Origin of the sequence: Arthrobacter sp. efr-133-R2A-63, assembly GCF_030209795.1 — a bacterium.
Taxonomy (GTDB): Bacteria; Actinomycetota; Actinomycetes; order Actinomycetales; family Micrococcaceae; genus Arthrobacter; species Arthrobacter bambusae_A.
The window spans coordinates 149249-163592 of the sequence record NZ_JARVRG010000024.1 but is presented as its reverse complement, the minus strand read 5'-3'; the positions used below and the strand labels follow the sequence as shown (position 1 = coordinate 163592).

Genomic DNA, 14344 nt, shown 5'->3' with positions numbered 1-14344 from the left:
CTCATCGCTGGGAACTCATCGGGTTTCCATCAGTTTTCTGACCCGCTTTCAGGTTTGGACGGTTTTCATGCTTTCACGGGGGTGTCCGCAGGGGGTATGACTGCCGCCAGGTAGCTTTCGACGGCGGTGACTTCGCTTGCGCCCGCGAGGGCCCTTGAGAAAGCACGCCGTTTGCTTGCCAACGCCAGGCATGTGGTGCTGGGGTGCAGCCACGCACCCCGGCCAGCCATCCGGCGTCGTTCATCCACCAGGACGACGGGTGACCCGCCGCCTTCGGCGACAAGCCGGATCAACTCGCTCCGCTTGCCTTGTTTCCGGCATCCGATGCAGGTGCGCACAGGCTGGTGCCTGGTGTGAAGCAGTTCAGTCACTGGGTGTATCAACCTGCCTCAGTGTCTTTACCTGTCTTCTGCGGTTCTGCTTTGCGCGGCGCGGGCCCTTGCCTTGTTGGGATTGTTGTCCCCACCAGTCGCGAGCACGCCAAAGCGCACGGATACCGGGCATAGGCCCGGTTCCATCTATTCTAAGCCCCCGAGGGCCCGGCCACCGAATCCACAAGGTGCGTGGATCCGGGGCCGGGTACGGTTTGGGGTATTTAGTTGCCCTTGGCCGGAGTGGCGTCAGAGACGATGTCGATCCGCCAGCCGGTCAGCTTGGCTGCGAGGCGGGCGTTCTGGCCTTCCTTGCCGATGGCGAGGGACAGCTGGTAGTCGGGAACAACCACCCGGGCGGAGCGCGTGGCTTCGTCGGTGATAGTGACGGAATTCACGCGCGACGGCGAAAGGGAGTTGGCGATGAAGGTCGCCGGGTCTTCGCTGAAGTCGACGATGTCGATCTTTTCGTCGTTGAGTTCAGTCATGACTGCGCGGACGCGGGAGCCCATTTCACCAATGCACGCACCCTTGGCGTTGATACCGGGGGTGTTGGCTTTGACTGCCATTTTGGTCCTGTGGCCCGCTTCGCGCGCCAGCGCCACGATCTCGACGGAACGGTCCGCGATCTCCGGGACCTCCAGCTCGAAAAGTTTCCGGACGAGGCCCGGATGTGAACGCGACAGTGTGATGGAGGGTCCCTTGGCGCCGCGGTGGACGTCCACCACAAACGCACGCAGCCGGTTCCCGTGGGTGTACTTCTCCCCCGGCACCTGCTCGGGCGGCGGCAGCAAGGCTTCCACGGAACCGAGGTTCACCTGGATCATGTGCGGGTTGTTGCCCTGCTGGATCAGGCCGGCGACAAGCTCACCTTCACGGCCCTTGAATTCGCCGAGGACGTTGTCGTCCTCGACGTCGCGCAGGCGCTGCAGGATGATCTGCCGCGCGGTGCTCGCCGCGATGCGGCCGAAGCCCGCAGGAGTGTCCTCGAACTCGCCGATGGCTTCGCCGTCGTCGTCGATTTCCGTGGCCCAAATGGTCACGTGCCCGCTCTTGCGGTCCAGCTCGGCGCGGGCCTTTTCGAAAGCGCCCGGGGTCTTGTGGTAAGCCACAAGGAGCGCCTGCTCGATGGTGGGAATCAGGAGGTCCAGCGGGATTTCACGCTCACGCTCCAGGAGTCTCAGCGCACTCATGTCAATATCCATTAGGCCTCCTCGGAAGGTCCGTTGTACTCGTCTTCCAGCACGGCCTCGTTGAGGTGGCTGAACTCTATCTCGACTTTTCCTTGGCGGATCCTGTCGAAAGGAATTTTCACGGGTTCGCCCTGCTTGGGCTTCATGCCCTTCTTGACCTCTTGCTCGGGAACCAGTGTGACGCCGTCGTCGTCGACGGACTGGATCCGGCCTGTCAGGTTCTCGCCCTGGATCACGTTGACTTTGACCATGCGTCCGCGTGCCCGGTGCCAGTGGCGGGGCTCGGTGAGTGGCCGTCCGACGCCGGGCGAGGAGACCTCAAGGTCGTAGGGGCGGCCGTCGGTGCGGGGATCGTTGTCAAGGATGTCCGAAAGGGCCCTGGAGATTTCAGCGATGACGTCCAGGCTGACGCCCCCGGTTTCCTCCTGGGGCAGGTCGATGACCACGTGGACTACCCGGTGCGAACCGGCAACCTGGATGGCAACATCCTCAAGGTAGAGCCGGCTTGCCAGGACAGCAGGCTCCAGAAGCGCCTTCAGCCTGCTCTCCTCGGGGTTGCGGACCTCGTGTTGTGCCGGACTCGTCGGATCCGTTCCAGCCTGGTCTGTTGAAGTCGTGGCTTCCGAATGACTCACTGGCCAGCCGCCTCCCGATAGATGATGTTGTGACTACTAGCTTAACGACATTTACGGCGGCGTGGTGCACCGTGCTTCTCTGCGGGGAGACGCAAGTGGTCCGTGGGCGTGACACCATAGTCTGTTGTGAACCACGAGACTGTTGAGAAACCACGGAGCCGTCGCTGGATGAAAGGCCTCCTCCTGGCTTTCCTCGCAGTCCTCGTCCTCGGAGTGGGCGCCGTCGTTGTCCCGCGGGACGCCGGAAAGCCGCAAGCGGTGCCGTTTTCCGAAACTGCCCGTTCCGCAGCGCTGTCGTCGACCGAGGCGCTTTTGGGCAGCGCCTCGGCCCTGGAGAGCACCGACACTGTGATGTTGCTGACAATCCAGACGCGCGCGCTGCTTCCGCTTCCCGGTTCGTCGCCATCGACCATGCCCTCGGCTTCCACCAGCCCCGGCGCCACCCAGGACCGCCCGACCCGGGCGGCCTTTGTCTCAGAACTCACCTCGAGCGCGTCCCGTCGCTTGGCGGACGCGGCGGACGCCGACGGCGGCATGGCACGGCTGCTTGCCGCCGTCGGGACCGCCCAGCTGCTTGAGTCATCGCGGCTGGCCGTGGCGTGGGGCTTGCCGGCACCGTCGACCCCGGCCGCGGCCGGTTCCGCCCCGACCCCGCCGCCAAGCTGCCCTGCATCGCCGGGTACGTCGACCACTGCACCGACACCCGGAACAGCGCCCACCGCGGCAGATCTGCCGGCCGCCCTGGCTGCCGTCGTCAGCTCCGAGCAGGAGTCGATCTATGCGTACCAGGTGGCCTTGACCAGGCTGGACGCGAAGGCTTCCGCGACGGCAGCCACCTGGTTGGCCCGTCATCAGGAACTGCTCCGTGGAGCGGAAGCCCAGGGCAGGCTGCACTGCATCGCCACACCTCCGCGGGAAGCCGGTTATCGGCTGCCCGCCACTTTCGCCGCCAAACCCGCCCTGGCGCTGGGCAGCATGGAGTCCAGCTCACTGACGGCCTATGCCGACCTCGTGGCGTTGTCGGACGGCGGGACGCGCCAATGGGCCATCGACGGGCTTGTCGACGCCGCGAAACGCAGCCAGGCCTGGGGAACTCCGGTTGGCCCGTTCGCGGGACTTTCCGTCGACAACGCGGCACTGCCGCCGCTGCCGTCAGGAACTCCGTCTCCATAGGAAAGCCTTTCTTTGCTGGCGGCAGCCGTCCCGGAGTGTTTGGCTTGTACCATGGCTTCCATCGAAACTGCAGCCCTGCATGAAAACGAACCACACGCCAACGACCTCGCCCACCGGCTCAACTGGCTTCGGGCCGGAGTCCTTGGCGCCAACGACGGAATCGTCTCCGTTGCCGCCATCGTGGTGGGCGTCGCCGGCGCCACGACGAGTACCGGCGCCATCCTCACCGCTGGAGCAGCCGGGCTCGTGGGCGGTGCGGTGTCCATGGCACTCGGCGAGTACGTATCCGTCAGCAGCCAAAGCGACAGCCAAAAGGCACTCATCGAGAAGGAGCGCCGGGAACTCGCCGAGGAACCCGAAGAAGAGCTGGCCGAACTGACTGCGATCTACGAGGCCAAGGGCCTGCGTCCTGAAACCGCGCGGAAAGTAGCCGTCGAATTGACGGAACACGATGCCTTGGCCGCCCACCTTTCCGCCGAATTGAACATCGACGAGGACGACATCGTGAGCCCGTGGCATGCGGCCTTCGCCTCCGCCATTGCCTTCACCCTCGGCGCGGTACTGCCCCTGCTCGCGATCCTGCTCCCGCCCCCGGGCCTGCGTGTACCCCTGACCTTCATTTCCGTGCTGCTCGCGTTGGCCATCACGGGTGCCCTTGGAGCATGGATCGGCGGCAGCTCGAAGACCCGTGCCGCCGTGCGGGTCGTCATCGGCGGAGCCCTTGCGCTGGCCGCGACCTTCCTGATCGGAAGCCTCCTGGGCTCCTCCGGAGTGGTCTGAACCACTCCGGGACCGGCTTGGGTAGTCTGACAGTGATGACTACCTTCGTTTCCATCCCTGGCGACCTCCAGGCACGCTACTCCCGCACAGCGGAGGGGCGCGCGTGGCTCTCAGGGCTGCCCGGGCTGATCAACGCGAGCCTGGAACGCTGGCAGCTGTCCGTCGACCTGGAACCCGGCGCGGAACCATGGAATGGCCATGGCGGCATCGTCATTCCGGTCCTCTACGACGGTGCCCGTTCGGTGCTCAAAATAGCGTTCCCGCACGAGGAGGCCCTCGTCGAACGGCATGCCCTGGCCCTGTGGGGAGGCAACGGAGCCGTCAGGCTGCTCGACGCCGATGCCGCCTCCTGCGCGATGGTCCTGGAGCGGCTCGACGCCGTCAGCTGGCTGCAGGGCGCCCGGATGGATGAAGCGCGCGACGTCTGGGGAACGCTCGTGCGGGAACTCAGCATCGAACCGGACGAGCGGTCCGAATGGAAAGAGTTTGAGCACATCGCGGCCCGGGCCGAACGCTGGAGCGATGAGTTGCCTGCCGATTGGGAGCACCTGGGTCAGCCCTTTCCCCGGTGGCTCCTCGAAGCCGCTTTGGAGGTATGCCAGACGCGGGGCGCAGTAGGTCGGCGCTCGGGCCGGGACGTGCTGGTGCATTGCGACCTGCATTTCATGAACATCCTCCCCCATCTCAACGGCTCCCCCGGTGGCGCGTTCAAGGGGGCGGGGTCAGCGGGCAAACGCGCCTACGTGGCGATCGATCCGCAACCGATGATCGGTGAGGCGGAATTCGCCGTCGCCCCGATCCTATGGAACCGCATCCGCGATCTCTCCAGGACGGCGCCGGAAGTCGCCCTCCTGGAGCGCTGCGCGGATTTCAGCAGCGCGGCCGGCCTGGACGGCGAAGCGGCCCGGGAATGGAGTTTGGTCCGCGAGGTCGAAAACGCGCTGTCGTATGCCGGCAAACCACGCCATGAAGGCGATCTGGCGCGCTCCTTGTGGGTGGCCAGCACCCTTGCGGGACGGCCGCTGGACGGGCTGCCCGCAGCTCACGACCTTCCCGAACCGGGACAGGCCGCCTCGAGCTAGCGTCAGACTTCCGCGGCTTCGCGCCGGCGATCGCTCCCGGGGTCCGTAACGCTACGTGGCGACGTAGTCGTTCCAGACATCCATGCCGAGTTTGATGATCAACGCGCCGACGACGATCAGGAACACGATCCGCACAAATCCGCTGCCTTGTTTCACGGCGGTCCGGGCGCCCAGGTAGCCACCGGCCATGTTCGACAGGCCCAGCACGGCGCCGACGCCCCACAGCAGCGATCCGTGCGGCAGGAAGAACAAGAGGGCTCCGGCGTTGGTGGCCATGTTGACGATCTTCGCCTTGGCGCTGGCCTCGAGGAACGCATAGCCCATGGCGGAGACGAGGGCGATCACCAGGAACGAGCCTGTTCCGGGACCTATCAGACCGTCGTAGAACCCGATCACCGCGCCGATGGCGCACGCCACGACATAGTGCGTGTGGCCGTCGTGACGCAGGGCCGTCAACTCGCCGGCGTTGGGCCGCAGCGCGGTGAAGAGCGCGACGGCGATCAGCGCCACCACGATGATGGGTTTGAATACGCTCGCGGGAAGGTTGGCTGCCAGGACGGCACCGCCGAAACTGCCCGCGAGGGCAATCACCGCCATCGGGATGGCCGTCTTGAGGTCAGGACCGACCCGGCGGTAATAAGTGACCGCGCTCGTTGTCGTCCCGAAGATGGAGCCCATTTTGTTGGTGGCCAGCGCCTGGACCGGGGTGATCCCCGGAACCAGGAGCAAGGCGGGGAGCTGGATCAGTCCCCCGCCGCCCACCACGGCGTCTATCCAGCCGGCAGCGAATCCGGCCACCACGATCATGAGGAGCGTGGTGAGCTGGACCGACTCGAAGCCGGAGATCACTTCTGGCGTACGGCGTTGACCACGTAGTCGGCAGCCTTCTCGACTGCCACGTTCTCGGCCTCTCCGGTACGACGGTCCTTGATCTCCACAACGCCGTCCACCAGGCCGCGGCCGACCGCCACGATGGTGGGGACGCCCACGAGCTCGGCGTCGCCGAACTTCACGCCGGGGGAAACCTTGGGGCGGTCGTCGTAGATCACGTCGAGGCCGGCGGCTTCGAGTTCGGCGGACAGCTTTTCCGCCGCCGCGAAGATTTCCTCGCCGCGTCCGACGGCGACCACGTGGACATCCGCGGGGGCCACGGAGCGCGGCCAGATCAAGCCACGGTCGTCGTTGTTGGCCTCGGCCAGGGCGGCCACGGCACGGGTCACGCCGACGCCGTACGAGCCCATCGTGACCACGACCTGCTTGCCGTTCTGGTCAAGGACCTTCAGGTCGAGGGCTTCGGCGTACTTGCGGCCGAGCTGGAAGATGTGGCCCATTTCGATGCCGCGCGCAGTCTCCAAGGGACCGGAGCCGTCCGGGGCATCGTCTCCCGCGCGAACCTCGGTGCATTCGATGACGCCGTCCCAGGCGAAGTCGCGCCCGGCGACGAGGCCGAAGACGTGTTTGCCGTCTTCGTTCGCGCCGGTGACCCAGCTGGTGCCCGGGACAACCCGGGGGTCCACCAGGAAGAGCAGCTTGGACGTGCCTTCGAGGCCGAGCACGGCCTCGCCGAGGGCCAGGCCGGGGCCGATGTAGCCCTTGACGAGTTCCGGGATCTTCTTGAGGTCGTCCTCGTTGGCCGCTTCGAGGCCGATCTCTCCGGCAATGGGCAGGAATGAACCGATGTTGGCTTCGACGCGCTTGAGGTCCACGGCGCGGTCTCCGGGGACGCCGATGACCACGATCTGGCGCTCACCGGTGGGCAGAGTGGCGGCGAGGACCACATTCTTGAGGGTGTCGGCGCCAGTCCAGGCGCCGCCGTCGGAATCGCTGCGGGGAGCGAGCTGGTTGGCGGCCGCCACCAGGGTTTCGATGGTGGGCGTGTCAGGCGTGTCCAGGACGCGTGCTGGAGGCGCGTTGCTGAAATCGATGTCGGCCGGGACCACGGTGGTCACGGCTTCGACGTTGGCCGCGTACCCGCCTGCCGAGCGCACGAAGGTGTCCTCGCCGATCTCGGTGGGGTGCAGGAACTCCTCGCTCTTGGATCCGCCCATGGCGCCTGCCGTGGCGGCGACGGGGATGACCTCAAGGCCGAGGCGCTCGAAGATTTTCAGGTACGCGGCGCGGTGGGCCGCGTAGCTCGCGTCCAGGCCGGCGTCGTCGACGTCGAAGGAGTACGAATCCTTCATGATGAATTCGCGGCCGCGGAGGAGCCCCGCGCGGGGACGCGCTTCGTCGCGGTACTTGTTCTGGATCTGGTAGAGGCTCAGCGGCAGGTCCTTGTACGAGGAGTACAGGTCCTTGACCAGGAGGGTGAACATTTCCTCGTGGGTGGGCGCGAGAAGGTAGTCGGCACCCTTGCGGTCCTGGAGCCGGAACAGCCCCTCGCCGTATTCGGTCCAGCGGTTGGTTGCCTCATAGGGTTCCCGGGGCAGCAGTGCCGGGAAGTGGACTTCCTGGGCGCCGATGGCGGCCATTTCCTCGCGGATGATCTGCTCGACCTTGCGCAGCACACTCAGTCCCAAAGGCAGCCACGTGTAGATGCCGGGCGCGGCACGGCGGATGTAGCCCGCGCGGACCAGGAGTTTGTGGCTTGCGACTTCGGCGTCGACGGGATCTTCACGCAGGGTGCGCAGGAACAGCTGGGAGAGGCGAAGGACCACGGGGCAGAATCCGTTTCTATGGCAAGAGCTGGCAAAAACTACTGTGTACCAATCTACCGGCTTGCGGCCGGTGAACCTGCCGGTGCCACTCGCCTGGGTTCCTCCCCCAAGGCAGGAGAGGCCCCGAACGAAGAGGAGCCACGCCATGGTGCGAGGAAGCCCCTGGCCGCTGGGCGGCTGGTCATCCTGCCATGGCGTGGCTCAGCGGCCGCTCGGCCGCTCGCGCTGTCTTGGAGGCTCAGTGAGACCTGTCGGATGCCTTCAAAAGATCAACGCTTACAGTCATTTGTCTGTGTTTCCTCTCTGAAACCATCCGCGCCCCAGCGACACGGCTGATCTGAACTTATGTGATTGCGGACACTTTTTTCAAGGGCTTGGACTTATCAATTTTTTGTTGACGCCAACCGGTTGCGGGCCTACCTTTTATTCATCACCTGATGAATAAGTTATCCCGGAGGCGACGATGTCCCACAGTGCACCAGGAAGTAATGCGCCGGGCATGCCTCCGGCCGTCAAAGCGGAAGGCCTGCACGTCACCCGCGGCCATAAAAAGATCCTGCGCGGCGTGGACTTCGCCATGGAGACCGGGCGGATCACGGGCCTGCTCGGACCCTCCGGGAGCGGAAAGACAACCCTCATGCGCTGCATCGTGGGGGTCCAGCGGCTCACCGCCGGCAGCGTGGAAGTATTGGGCCGACCCGCCGGTACGCCGTCCTTGCGGCACGACGTCGGATACGTCACCCAGGCACCGAGCGTCTACACGGACCTCAGCGTCGAAGCGAACGTCAGGTATTTCGGAGCCATGCACGGCGTCTCGGCGGCCGACACCGCGGAGGCGATTGCCGCCGTCGGGCTCGAAACGCTGGCACGGCAAAGGACGGCGGACCTGTCCGGCGGCGAATTCAGCCGGGTCTCGCTGGCCTGCGCGCTCGTCTCGCGTCCCAAGCTGCTGATCCTCGACGAACCGACGGTGGGTTTGGATCCCGTCCTGCGTGCCGAGCTGTGGGAACGGTTTGCCGCCATGGCCGAAGCCGGCACCACCCTGTTGGTGTCGAGCCATGTCATGGAAGAGGCCTCGCACTGTTCATCGCTGCTCCTGCTCCGCGAAGGTTTGCTGCTCGCGCAGCTCAGTCCGGCGGAACTCAGCGAGCGGGGCCACAGCAACGACTTGGAACAGGCCTTCCTGCACATCATCCGGGAAACAAGCGGCGTCCCGAATCGCCGGAGTGCCAACGAACGCCAGGTGGCGTCATGAATCCACGGATGATGTTTGCCACCACCAAGCGGGTTTTGGACCAACTGCGCCACGACCACCGCAGCGTCGCCCTCATCATGGTGGTTCCGGCCCTGCTTCTCACGGGCGTCTACTATCTCTACGAGAACGAAACCCTGCCTCCCGGATTCCCCCGGACCTTTGACCGTGTGGGACTCATGATGCTGGCCATTTTCCCGTTTGTGGTGATGTTCCTGGTCACGTCGATCACGATGTTGCGCGAAAGAACCTCGGGGACGTTGGAACGGCTCCTGACGACGCCCATCCACAAAGCCGATCTCCTGTTCGGCTATGCGTTGGCGTTCTCCATCATGGCCGCTCTCCAATCCCTTGTCGCCACGGCTGTGGCCTACTGGATCTTCAACCTGGACATCAAGGGCGGTCCTGGTTACGTCGTGATGATCGCCGTCATCAATGCCGTGCTGGGCGTCGCGCTCGGCCTCTTGTGCTCAGCCTTTGCACGGACCGAATTCCAGGCGGTGCAGTTCATGCCCGTCGTGGTCATTCCGCAGATCCTGTTGTGCGGGCTTTTCGTGGCCAGGGACCACATGAACAGCCTCCTGGAGGGCATCTCCAATGTGCTTCCGCTGACGTTTTCGGTCGATGCGCTCCAGCAGATCGCCGACAACACCGAAGCGACGCAAACCATGTGGCAGGATGCCGGGATCATGGCGGCGATCGTCATCGGAGTACTGGTCCTGGCATCGTTCACCCTCCGACGGCGGACCTCGTGAGCGGCGCCTTGCCTCCCCTGCGGCGGGGACGCCGGAGCGGCGGCAGCGACTCCCGCGAACTGATCCTGGCCACAGCGCGCCGGCTCTTCGCCGAGCACGGTTTCGACGGGACGAGCCTGCGGCAAGTGGCCCGTGAAGCGGAAGTGGACCCGGCCATGGTCCACCATTTCTTCAAGGGCAAGGACGAGCTTTTCGCCCAGAGCATCGAGCTCCCGGCGGATCCCGACGAGGTCCTTGCAGGCGTCGAAGAACTCGATCCTGGGCAACGCGCCGAAGCAATCGTCCGCGCCGTGTTGCGGCTGTGGGAAAGCCCGGCGCAACACGGGCTTGTCGCCTTCGTCAGGGGAACGATCGGTTCCAAGGCCAAGACCGCCTTGCTGCGGGAGATGGTGGCGAGGACCATCCTGTCCAGGATCACGGCGGGCCTTCCCGGCTCCCCCGAGGAGGCGAAAATGCGCGGCAACCTCGTTGCCACGCAGGTAGTGGGGCTCATGCTGATGCGCTACGTGGTCCGGCTGGAACCGTTGGCTTCCGCTTCCCAGGACGAGGTGGTCCGGCTCGTGGCCCCGAACGTCCAGCACTACCTCACCGGCGAGCTCGCCCACCCAACTGACTCGCAGTAGTTGTCGTTATGAACCCTCAAAACGACATCTACTGCGAGTTAGTTGGACCGGTCAGTACGGGGTTGGGCCGGTCAGTACAGGACCGTGGCGAAGGTTCCGAGGCGTTGGAATCCCACGCGCTCGTACGTGGCGCGTGCCCTGGTGTTGTATTCGTTGACGTAGAGGCTCGTGATCGGCGCGAACTTCTGCGCCAGGACCACCACTCCTGCCATGTACCCTGCGCTGAGTCCTTGGCCGCGGAACTCGGGGTTCATCCACACGCCCTGCACCTGGGTGGCCTGGGCGGTGACGGCCCCGAGTTCGGCTTTGAACTTCACTGTGCCGTCCGCGTCGATGTGCACCAGGGAATGGCCTTGCCGGATCAGTCCGGACACCCGGCGGCTGTAGAAGTCCTCGCTCCCAAGAAAAGGTGAATACCCCACTTCTTCTTCGAACATGGCGGCACAGGCGGGCAGGATCCGGTCGAAGTCCGCAATGTTGCCGAAGCCGAGCTGCGGATTGGCGTCGACGGCGGGTGGCCCGGATATGGCCAGGAGCGGCTGGTCGGCACGCACCTCGTGGGCGAAATGCCCCAGTTCCTCCAAGCGCGAATGGAGTGCCAGCACGGTCTCCGCGGGCCCGAAAATCGAGGCATAGCGGCGGCCGGCCCGGTGGGCAACCGCCGCGACGCGTGACGCCAGGTCAGGGTCCAACTGCACCGGAACCAGGTTGGCGCCGGCCCAGCAGGCACCCACCAGGGCGTCGCCGTCGAACACTCCGAAGACGCTCGCGCCACCCGCCGTGGGTGCGGCGCTTCCCGACGAATCGAGGTGCGCCAGAATGAAGACATTCGCTACGGGGTCTTCCATCGCGAGCACGCGAAGGGCCGGGGTGTCGGCAGCGCCGAGCACCCGGACGGAAATCCCATCGGCGGCTGTCTCGCTACGAGACGCTAACCACGGGGCTACCCTTGACAGCATCTTCGCCATCGGCCTCCCCCATCTCTTCGGCGATACGCATGGCCTCTTCGATCAGTGTCTCAACAATCTGGCTCTCGGGGACAGTCTTAATGACTTCGCCCTTCACGAAGATCTGTCCCTTGCCGTTTCCGGACGCCACACCAAGATCGGCTTCACGGGCCTCACCCGGTCCGTTCACCACGCAACCCATGACGGCGACCCGCAGCGGAATCTCCATTCCTTCGAGCCCGGCCGTGACCTGCTCGGCCAGCGTGTAGACGTCCACCTGGGCGCGTCCGCATGACGGGCAGGAGACGATTTCGAGCTTGCGGGGGCGCAGGTTGAGTGACTGCAGGATCTGGTTGCCGACCTTGATTTCCTCAACAGGCGGCGCGGAGAGGGACACGCGGATGGTGTCGCCGATGCCCCGGGACAGCAGCGCACCAAACGCCGTGGCGGACTTGATGGTGCCCTGGAAAGCCGGTCCGGCCTCGGTCACGCCAAGGTGCAGGGGCCAGTCGCCCTTTTCGGCAAGCATCTCGTAGGCCGCCACCATGATGACGGGGTCGTTGTGCTTGACGGAGATCTTGAAATCGTGGAAGCCGTGTTCCTCGAACAACGACGCTTCCCACACGGCCGATTCCACGAGGGCTTCCGGGGTGGCCTTGCCGTACTTCTTCAGGATGCCGGGCTCCAGGGATCCTGCGTTGACGCCGATCCGGATCGACGTGCCGTGGTCCTTGGCGGCCTTGGCGATCTCCTTCACCTGATCGTCGAACTTGCGGATATTGCCCGGATTGACGCGCACCGCGGCGCAACCGGCTTCGATCGCAGCGAAGACGTACTTCGGCTGGAAGTGGATATCCGCGATCACCGGAATCTGGGACTTGCGGGCGATGATCGGCAATGCCTCGGCGTCGTCCGCGGACGGGCAGGCGACACGCACGATGTCGCAGCCGGACGCCGTCAGCTCCGCGATTTGCTGCAGCGTGGCGTTGATGTCCGTCGTGGGTGTGGTGGTCATCGATTGCACGCTGATGGGTGAATCGGAGCCGACGCCGACCGACCCCACCTTGATCTGGCGGGTCTTGCGGCGGGGAGCGAGAACGGGGGGCGGGGCTGACGGCATTCCCAGGCTGACCGAGGTCACGTGGACTCCTTGGGTTGAAATGGGTGGAACGTGGGGCCGGAGTCCGGACTCCGGCCGGTCAAGCTGCTAGGAAGCGTGGGCGGAGAGCATCCCGATCACGGGGTTCCACTCCGATGTCCGGATGCCTGCGATCCCGCGGACGGCGGCGAACGGATCCTCCTTCAGCGTGGCGTTCAGCTCGGACTCGTCGGCGGCCTCGAGCAGCAGCAGCGCACCAGCGCCGTCGGTGTAAGGGCCGCTCGCCAGCAGGGTTCCCTGCTCGGCGAGGCTGGCGAGCCAGGCACGGTGGGCGGGGCGGTTCGCGTCGCGCACCTCGGCGGACTCGGCGTCGTACACGTACTCAACAGCGAAAACAGTCATATGGATAGCCTATCCCCCCGGCACAATTCAGCATCAGCCAAAGAGGTTGACGGGCTTGACGATGTCCGCATAGATCAGCAGTGCGCTCATGGCCATGAGCACACTCGCCACGACGTAGGTGAGCGGCAGGAGCTTGGCGATGTCGAAAGCTCCCGGATCCGGTTTGCCGAACAGCTTGGCGATCCGACGGCGGGCTCCCTCGTAGAGCGCGCCCGCAACATGTCCGCCGTCGAGCGGCAGGAGCGGAACCAGGTTGAAGATGGCGAGGGCGAAGTTCAGTCCTGCGAGGAGTCCCACGAGGGCCCCGATGCGCGATTGCAGCGGAACCTGGTCCATGGCAGCCACTTCACCGGCCACCCGGCCGACACCCACCACGCTGATCGGGCCATTGGGATCTCGCGGCTCGGAACCGAAAGCCGCTTGCGCCACGCCGACCACCCTCGCGGGCAGGTTGAGGATGACTCCGGCAATCTGTTTGATGTTCTCGCCTGCCATCGGAAGAACGGTCGACGCCGGTTGGGGCACCATGGCGGTCTGCGCACCGATGCCAAGGAACCCGACTTGCTCGTACAACGGCTTGCCGTCCGCGCCCTTGGCCTGCTGGCCGTTGTCCCCAACGACGGGGCGCGCGGAAAGCACCGGGGTTACCTGCGTGGTGACGCTCTTGCCGCCACGATCCACGGTGATCTGGACAGACTTGCCGGCGGATGCCCGGATCCAGCCGCTCATTTCAGCCCAACTCGTCACGGGCTTGCCATCGAAGCTGGTGACGACGTCGTTGGGCTGGAGCTTGGCCACCGCAGCCGGGGTCAGCTGGCAGTTCGGGGAGTTCGGATCGACGGTCTCACCGGCCTTGACCTGGCACTTGGACACTTCGGCAATGGTGGTGGTGGCCGAGGACACTCCGAAGCCCATGAGCAGCACCGCGGTCAGGACCAGGCCGATGAGCAGGTTCATGGCCGGGCCACCCAGCATGATGATGACCTTTTTCCAGACCGGCAGCCTGTAGAAGACCCTGTTCTCGTCCCCGGGGCCAACTTCCTCGTGCGCCGCGGACCGGGCCTCGGTGGCGAGCGTCTGGAACATGCCGGTGCTGGACGGCCTGACGCTGCCGTCTTCCTTGTTGGGCGGGTACATGCCGATCATGGCGACGTAGCCGCCCAACGGGATGGCCTTGACGCCGTATTCGGTCTCGCCTTTCCGCTTGGACCACAGGGTAGGGCCGAAACCAATCATGTATTTCGTGACGCGCACTTTGAACAACTTGGCGGGGACCAGGTGCCCCACCTCGTGCAGCGCAATGGAGACAGCCACGCCGATCGCGACGAAGACGACTCCGAGAATGAACAGAATGACGGGATTCATGCCTTAAGTA

At 65.2% G+C, this 14344-nt stretch carries 15 protein-coding genes; 6 read left to right on the top strand and 9 right to left on the bottom strand.

The window, feature by feature from the left end; translation table 11 throughout:
- Positions 1-65 precede the first annotated feature (65 nt).
- From QRN45_RS13420 to rimP, 3 genes are all read right to left on the bottom strand, one after another.
- Complete coding sequence (locus QRN45_RS13420; RefSeq protein WP_284763680.1) at positions 66-371, bottom strand: YlxR family protein; 306 nt, start codon at positions 369-371, stop codon at positions 66-68.
- A gap of 224 nt (positions 372-595) precedes the next feature.
- On the bottom strand, positions 596-1576 hold the full coding sequence (gene nusA, locus QRN45_RS13415; RefSeq protein WP_078105700.1) for a transcription termination factor NusA: 981 nt from the start codon (positions 1574-1576) through the stop codon (positions 596-598).
- A complete protein-coding gene (rimP, locus tag QRN45_RS13410; RefSeq protein ID WP_078105701.1) occupies positions 1576-2199 on the bottom strand; it encodes a ribosome maturation factor RimP in 624 nt (207 codons plus the stop codon). Before rimP ends, nusA begins: the two co-directional genes overlap by 1 nt.
- A gap of 168 nt (positions 2200-2367) precedes the next feature.
- On the opposite strand from rimP, the gene QRN45_RS13405 reads away from it, so the two are divergent.
- From QRN45_RS13405 to QRN45_RS13395, 3 genes are read left to right on the top strand one after another with little or no spacing between them, the layout of a single operon-like run.
- A complete protein-coding gene (locus QRN45_RS13405) occupies positions 2368-3372 on the top strand; it encodes a DUF4439 domain-containing protein (RefSeq protein ID WP_241708774.1) in 1005 nt (334 codons plus the stop codon).
- Between the two features lie 51 nt (positions 3373-3423).
- Positions 3424-4152, top strand: coding sequence for a VIT1/CCC1 transporter family protein (locus QRN45_RS13400; RefSeq protein ID WP_241708772.1), 729 nt, complete (start codon positions 3424-3426; stop codon positions 4150-4152).
- Between the two features lie 35 nt (positions 4153-4187).
- Positions 4188-5234: an aminoglycoside phosphotransferase family protein gene (locus tag QRN45_RS13395; protein WP_241708770.1), complete on the top strand. Its 1047-nt coding sequence runs from the start codon at positions 4188-4190 to the stop codon at positions 5232-5234.
- A gap of 51 nt (positions 5235-5285) precedes the next feature.
- Here the strand turns inward: QRN45_RS13395 and QRN45_RS13390 are convergent, their stop codons facing one another.
- Together QRN45_RS13390 and QRN45_RS13385 are read right to left on the bottom strand one after the other, a co-directional pair.
- Positions 5286-6083: a sulfite exporter TauE/SafE family protein gene (locus QRN45_RS13390; protein ID WP_241708769.1), complete on the bottom strand. Its 798-nt coding sequence runs from the start codon at positions 6081-6083 to the stop codon at positions 5286-5288.
- Positions 6080-7891, bottom strand: coding sequence for a proline--tRNA ligase (locus tag QRN45_RS13385; RefSeq protein ID WP_241708764.1), 1812 nt, complete (start codon positions 7889-7891; stop codon positions 6080-6082). The genes QRN45_RS13390 and QRN45_RS13385 overlap by 4 nt, the downstream gene beginning before the upstream one ends.
- Before the next feature lie 499 nt (positions 7892-8390).
- On the opposite strand from QRN45_RS13385, the gene QRN45_RS13380 reads away from it, so the two are divergent.
- From QRN45_RS13380 to QRN45_RS13370, 3 genes are read left to right on the top strand one after another with little or no spacing between them, the layout of a single operon-like run.
- The gene (locus QRN45_RS13380) at positions 8391-9146 is read left to right on the top strand and encodes an ABC transporter ATP-binding protein (RefSeq protein ID WP_284763679.1); all 756 of its coding nucleotides are present in this window, start codon (positions 8391-8393) and stop codon (positions 9144-9146) included.
- 8 nt (positions 9147-9154) lie between these two features.
- Complete coding sequence (locus QRN45_RS13375; protein ID WP_241708898.1) at positions 9155-9898, top strand: ABC transporter permease; 744 nt, start codon at positions 9155-9157, stop codon at positions 9896-9898.
- Entirely contained in the window at positions 9895-10521 is a 627-nt protein-coding gene (locus QRN45_RS13370; RefSeq protein ID WP_241708761.1) for a TetR/AcrR family transcriptional regulator, read from the top strand. Before QRN45_RS13375 ends, QRN45_RS13370 begins: the two co-directional genes overlap by 4 nt.
- A 71-nt stretch (positions 10522-10592) precedes the next feature.
- Here QRN45_RS13370 and QRN45_RS13365 read toward each other — a convergent pair whose 3' ends face one another.
- The 4 genes from QRN45_RS13365 to QRN45_RS13350 all read right to left on the bottom strand — a co-directional run bounded on the left by QRN45_RS13365 (position 10593) and on the right by QRN45_RS13350 (position 14334).
- Positions 10593-11480 (bottom strand): GNAT family N-acetyltransferase, encoded by an 888-nt coding sequence (locus tag QRN45_RS13365; protein ID WP_241708897.1) that lies wholly within the window; start codon positions 11478-11480, stop codon positions 10593-10595.
- Positions 11443-12609, bottom strand: a complete 1167-nt coding sequence (gene ispG, locus QRN45_RS13360) for a flavodoxin-dependent (E)-4-hydroxy-3-methylbut-2-enyl-diphosphate synthase (RefSeq protein ID WP_078105708.1) — start codon at positions 12607-12609, stop codon at positions 11443-11445. Before ispG ends, QRN45_RS13365 begins: the two co-directional genes overlap by 38 nt.
- 66 nt (positions 12610-12675) lie before the next feature.
- Positions 12676-12969 carry a YciI family protein gene (locus tag QRN45_RS13355; protein ID WP_078105709.1) on the bottom strand — a complete coding sequence of 98 codons (294 nt, stop codon included), beginning with the start codon at positions 12967-12969 and terminating at the stop codon, positions 12676-12678.
- Between the two features lie 33 nt (positions 12970-13002).
- On the bottom strand, positions 13003-14334 hold the full coding sequence (locus QRN45_RS13350; RefSeq protein ID WP_078105710.1) for a M50 family metallopeptidase: 1332 nt from the start codon (positions 14332-14334) through the stop codon (positions 13003-13005).
- Positions 14335-14344: the final 10 nt, after the last annotated feature.

Excerpts from the sequence above, each read along its gene's own strand:
- QRN45_RS13395 (WP_241708770.1), top strand. The coding sequence starts at position 4,188 with ATGACTACCTTCGTTTCCATCCCTGGCGACCTCCAGGCACGCTACTCC.
- QRN45_RS13380 (WP_284763679.1), top strand. The coding sequence starts at position 8,391 with ATGCCTCCGGCCGTCAAAGCGGAAGGCCTGCACGTCACCCGCGGCCAT.
- QRN45_RS13365 (WP_241708897.1), bottom strand. The coding sequence starts at position 11,480 with ATGCTGTCAAGGGTAGCCCCGTGGTTAGCGTCTCGTAGCGAGACAGCC.
- QRN45_RS13350 (WP_078105710.1), bottom strand. The coding sequence starts at position 14,334 with ATGAATCCCGTCATTCTGTTCATTCTCGGAGTCGTCTTCGTCGCGATC.
- QRN45_RS13400 (WP_241708772.1), top strand. The coding sequence starts at position 3,424 with ATGGCTTCCATCGAAACTGCAGCCCTGCATGAAAACGAACCACACGCC.
- QRN45_RS13375 (WP_241708898.1), top strand. The coding sequence starts at position 9,155 with ATGATGTTTGCCACCACCAAGCGGGTTTTGGACCAACTGCGCCACGAC.
- QRN45_RS13405 (WP_241708774.1), top strand. The coding sequence starts at position 2,368 with ATGAAAGGCCTCCTCCTGGCTTTCCTCGCAGTCCTCGTCCTCGGAGTG.
- QRN45_RS13355 (WP_078105709.1), bottom strand. The coding sequence starts at position 12,969 with ATGACTGTTTTCGCTGTTGAGTACGTGTACGACGCCGAGTCCGCCGAG.
- nusA (WP_078105700.1), bottom strand. The coding sequence starts at position 1,576 with ATGGATATTGACATGAGTGCGCTGAGACTCCTGGAGCGTGAGCGTGAA.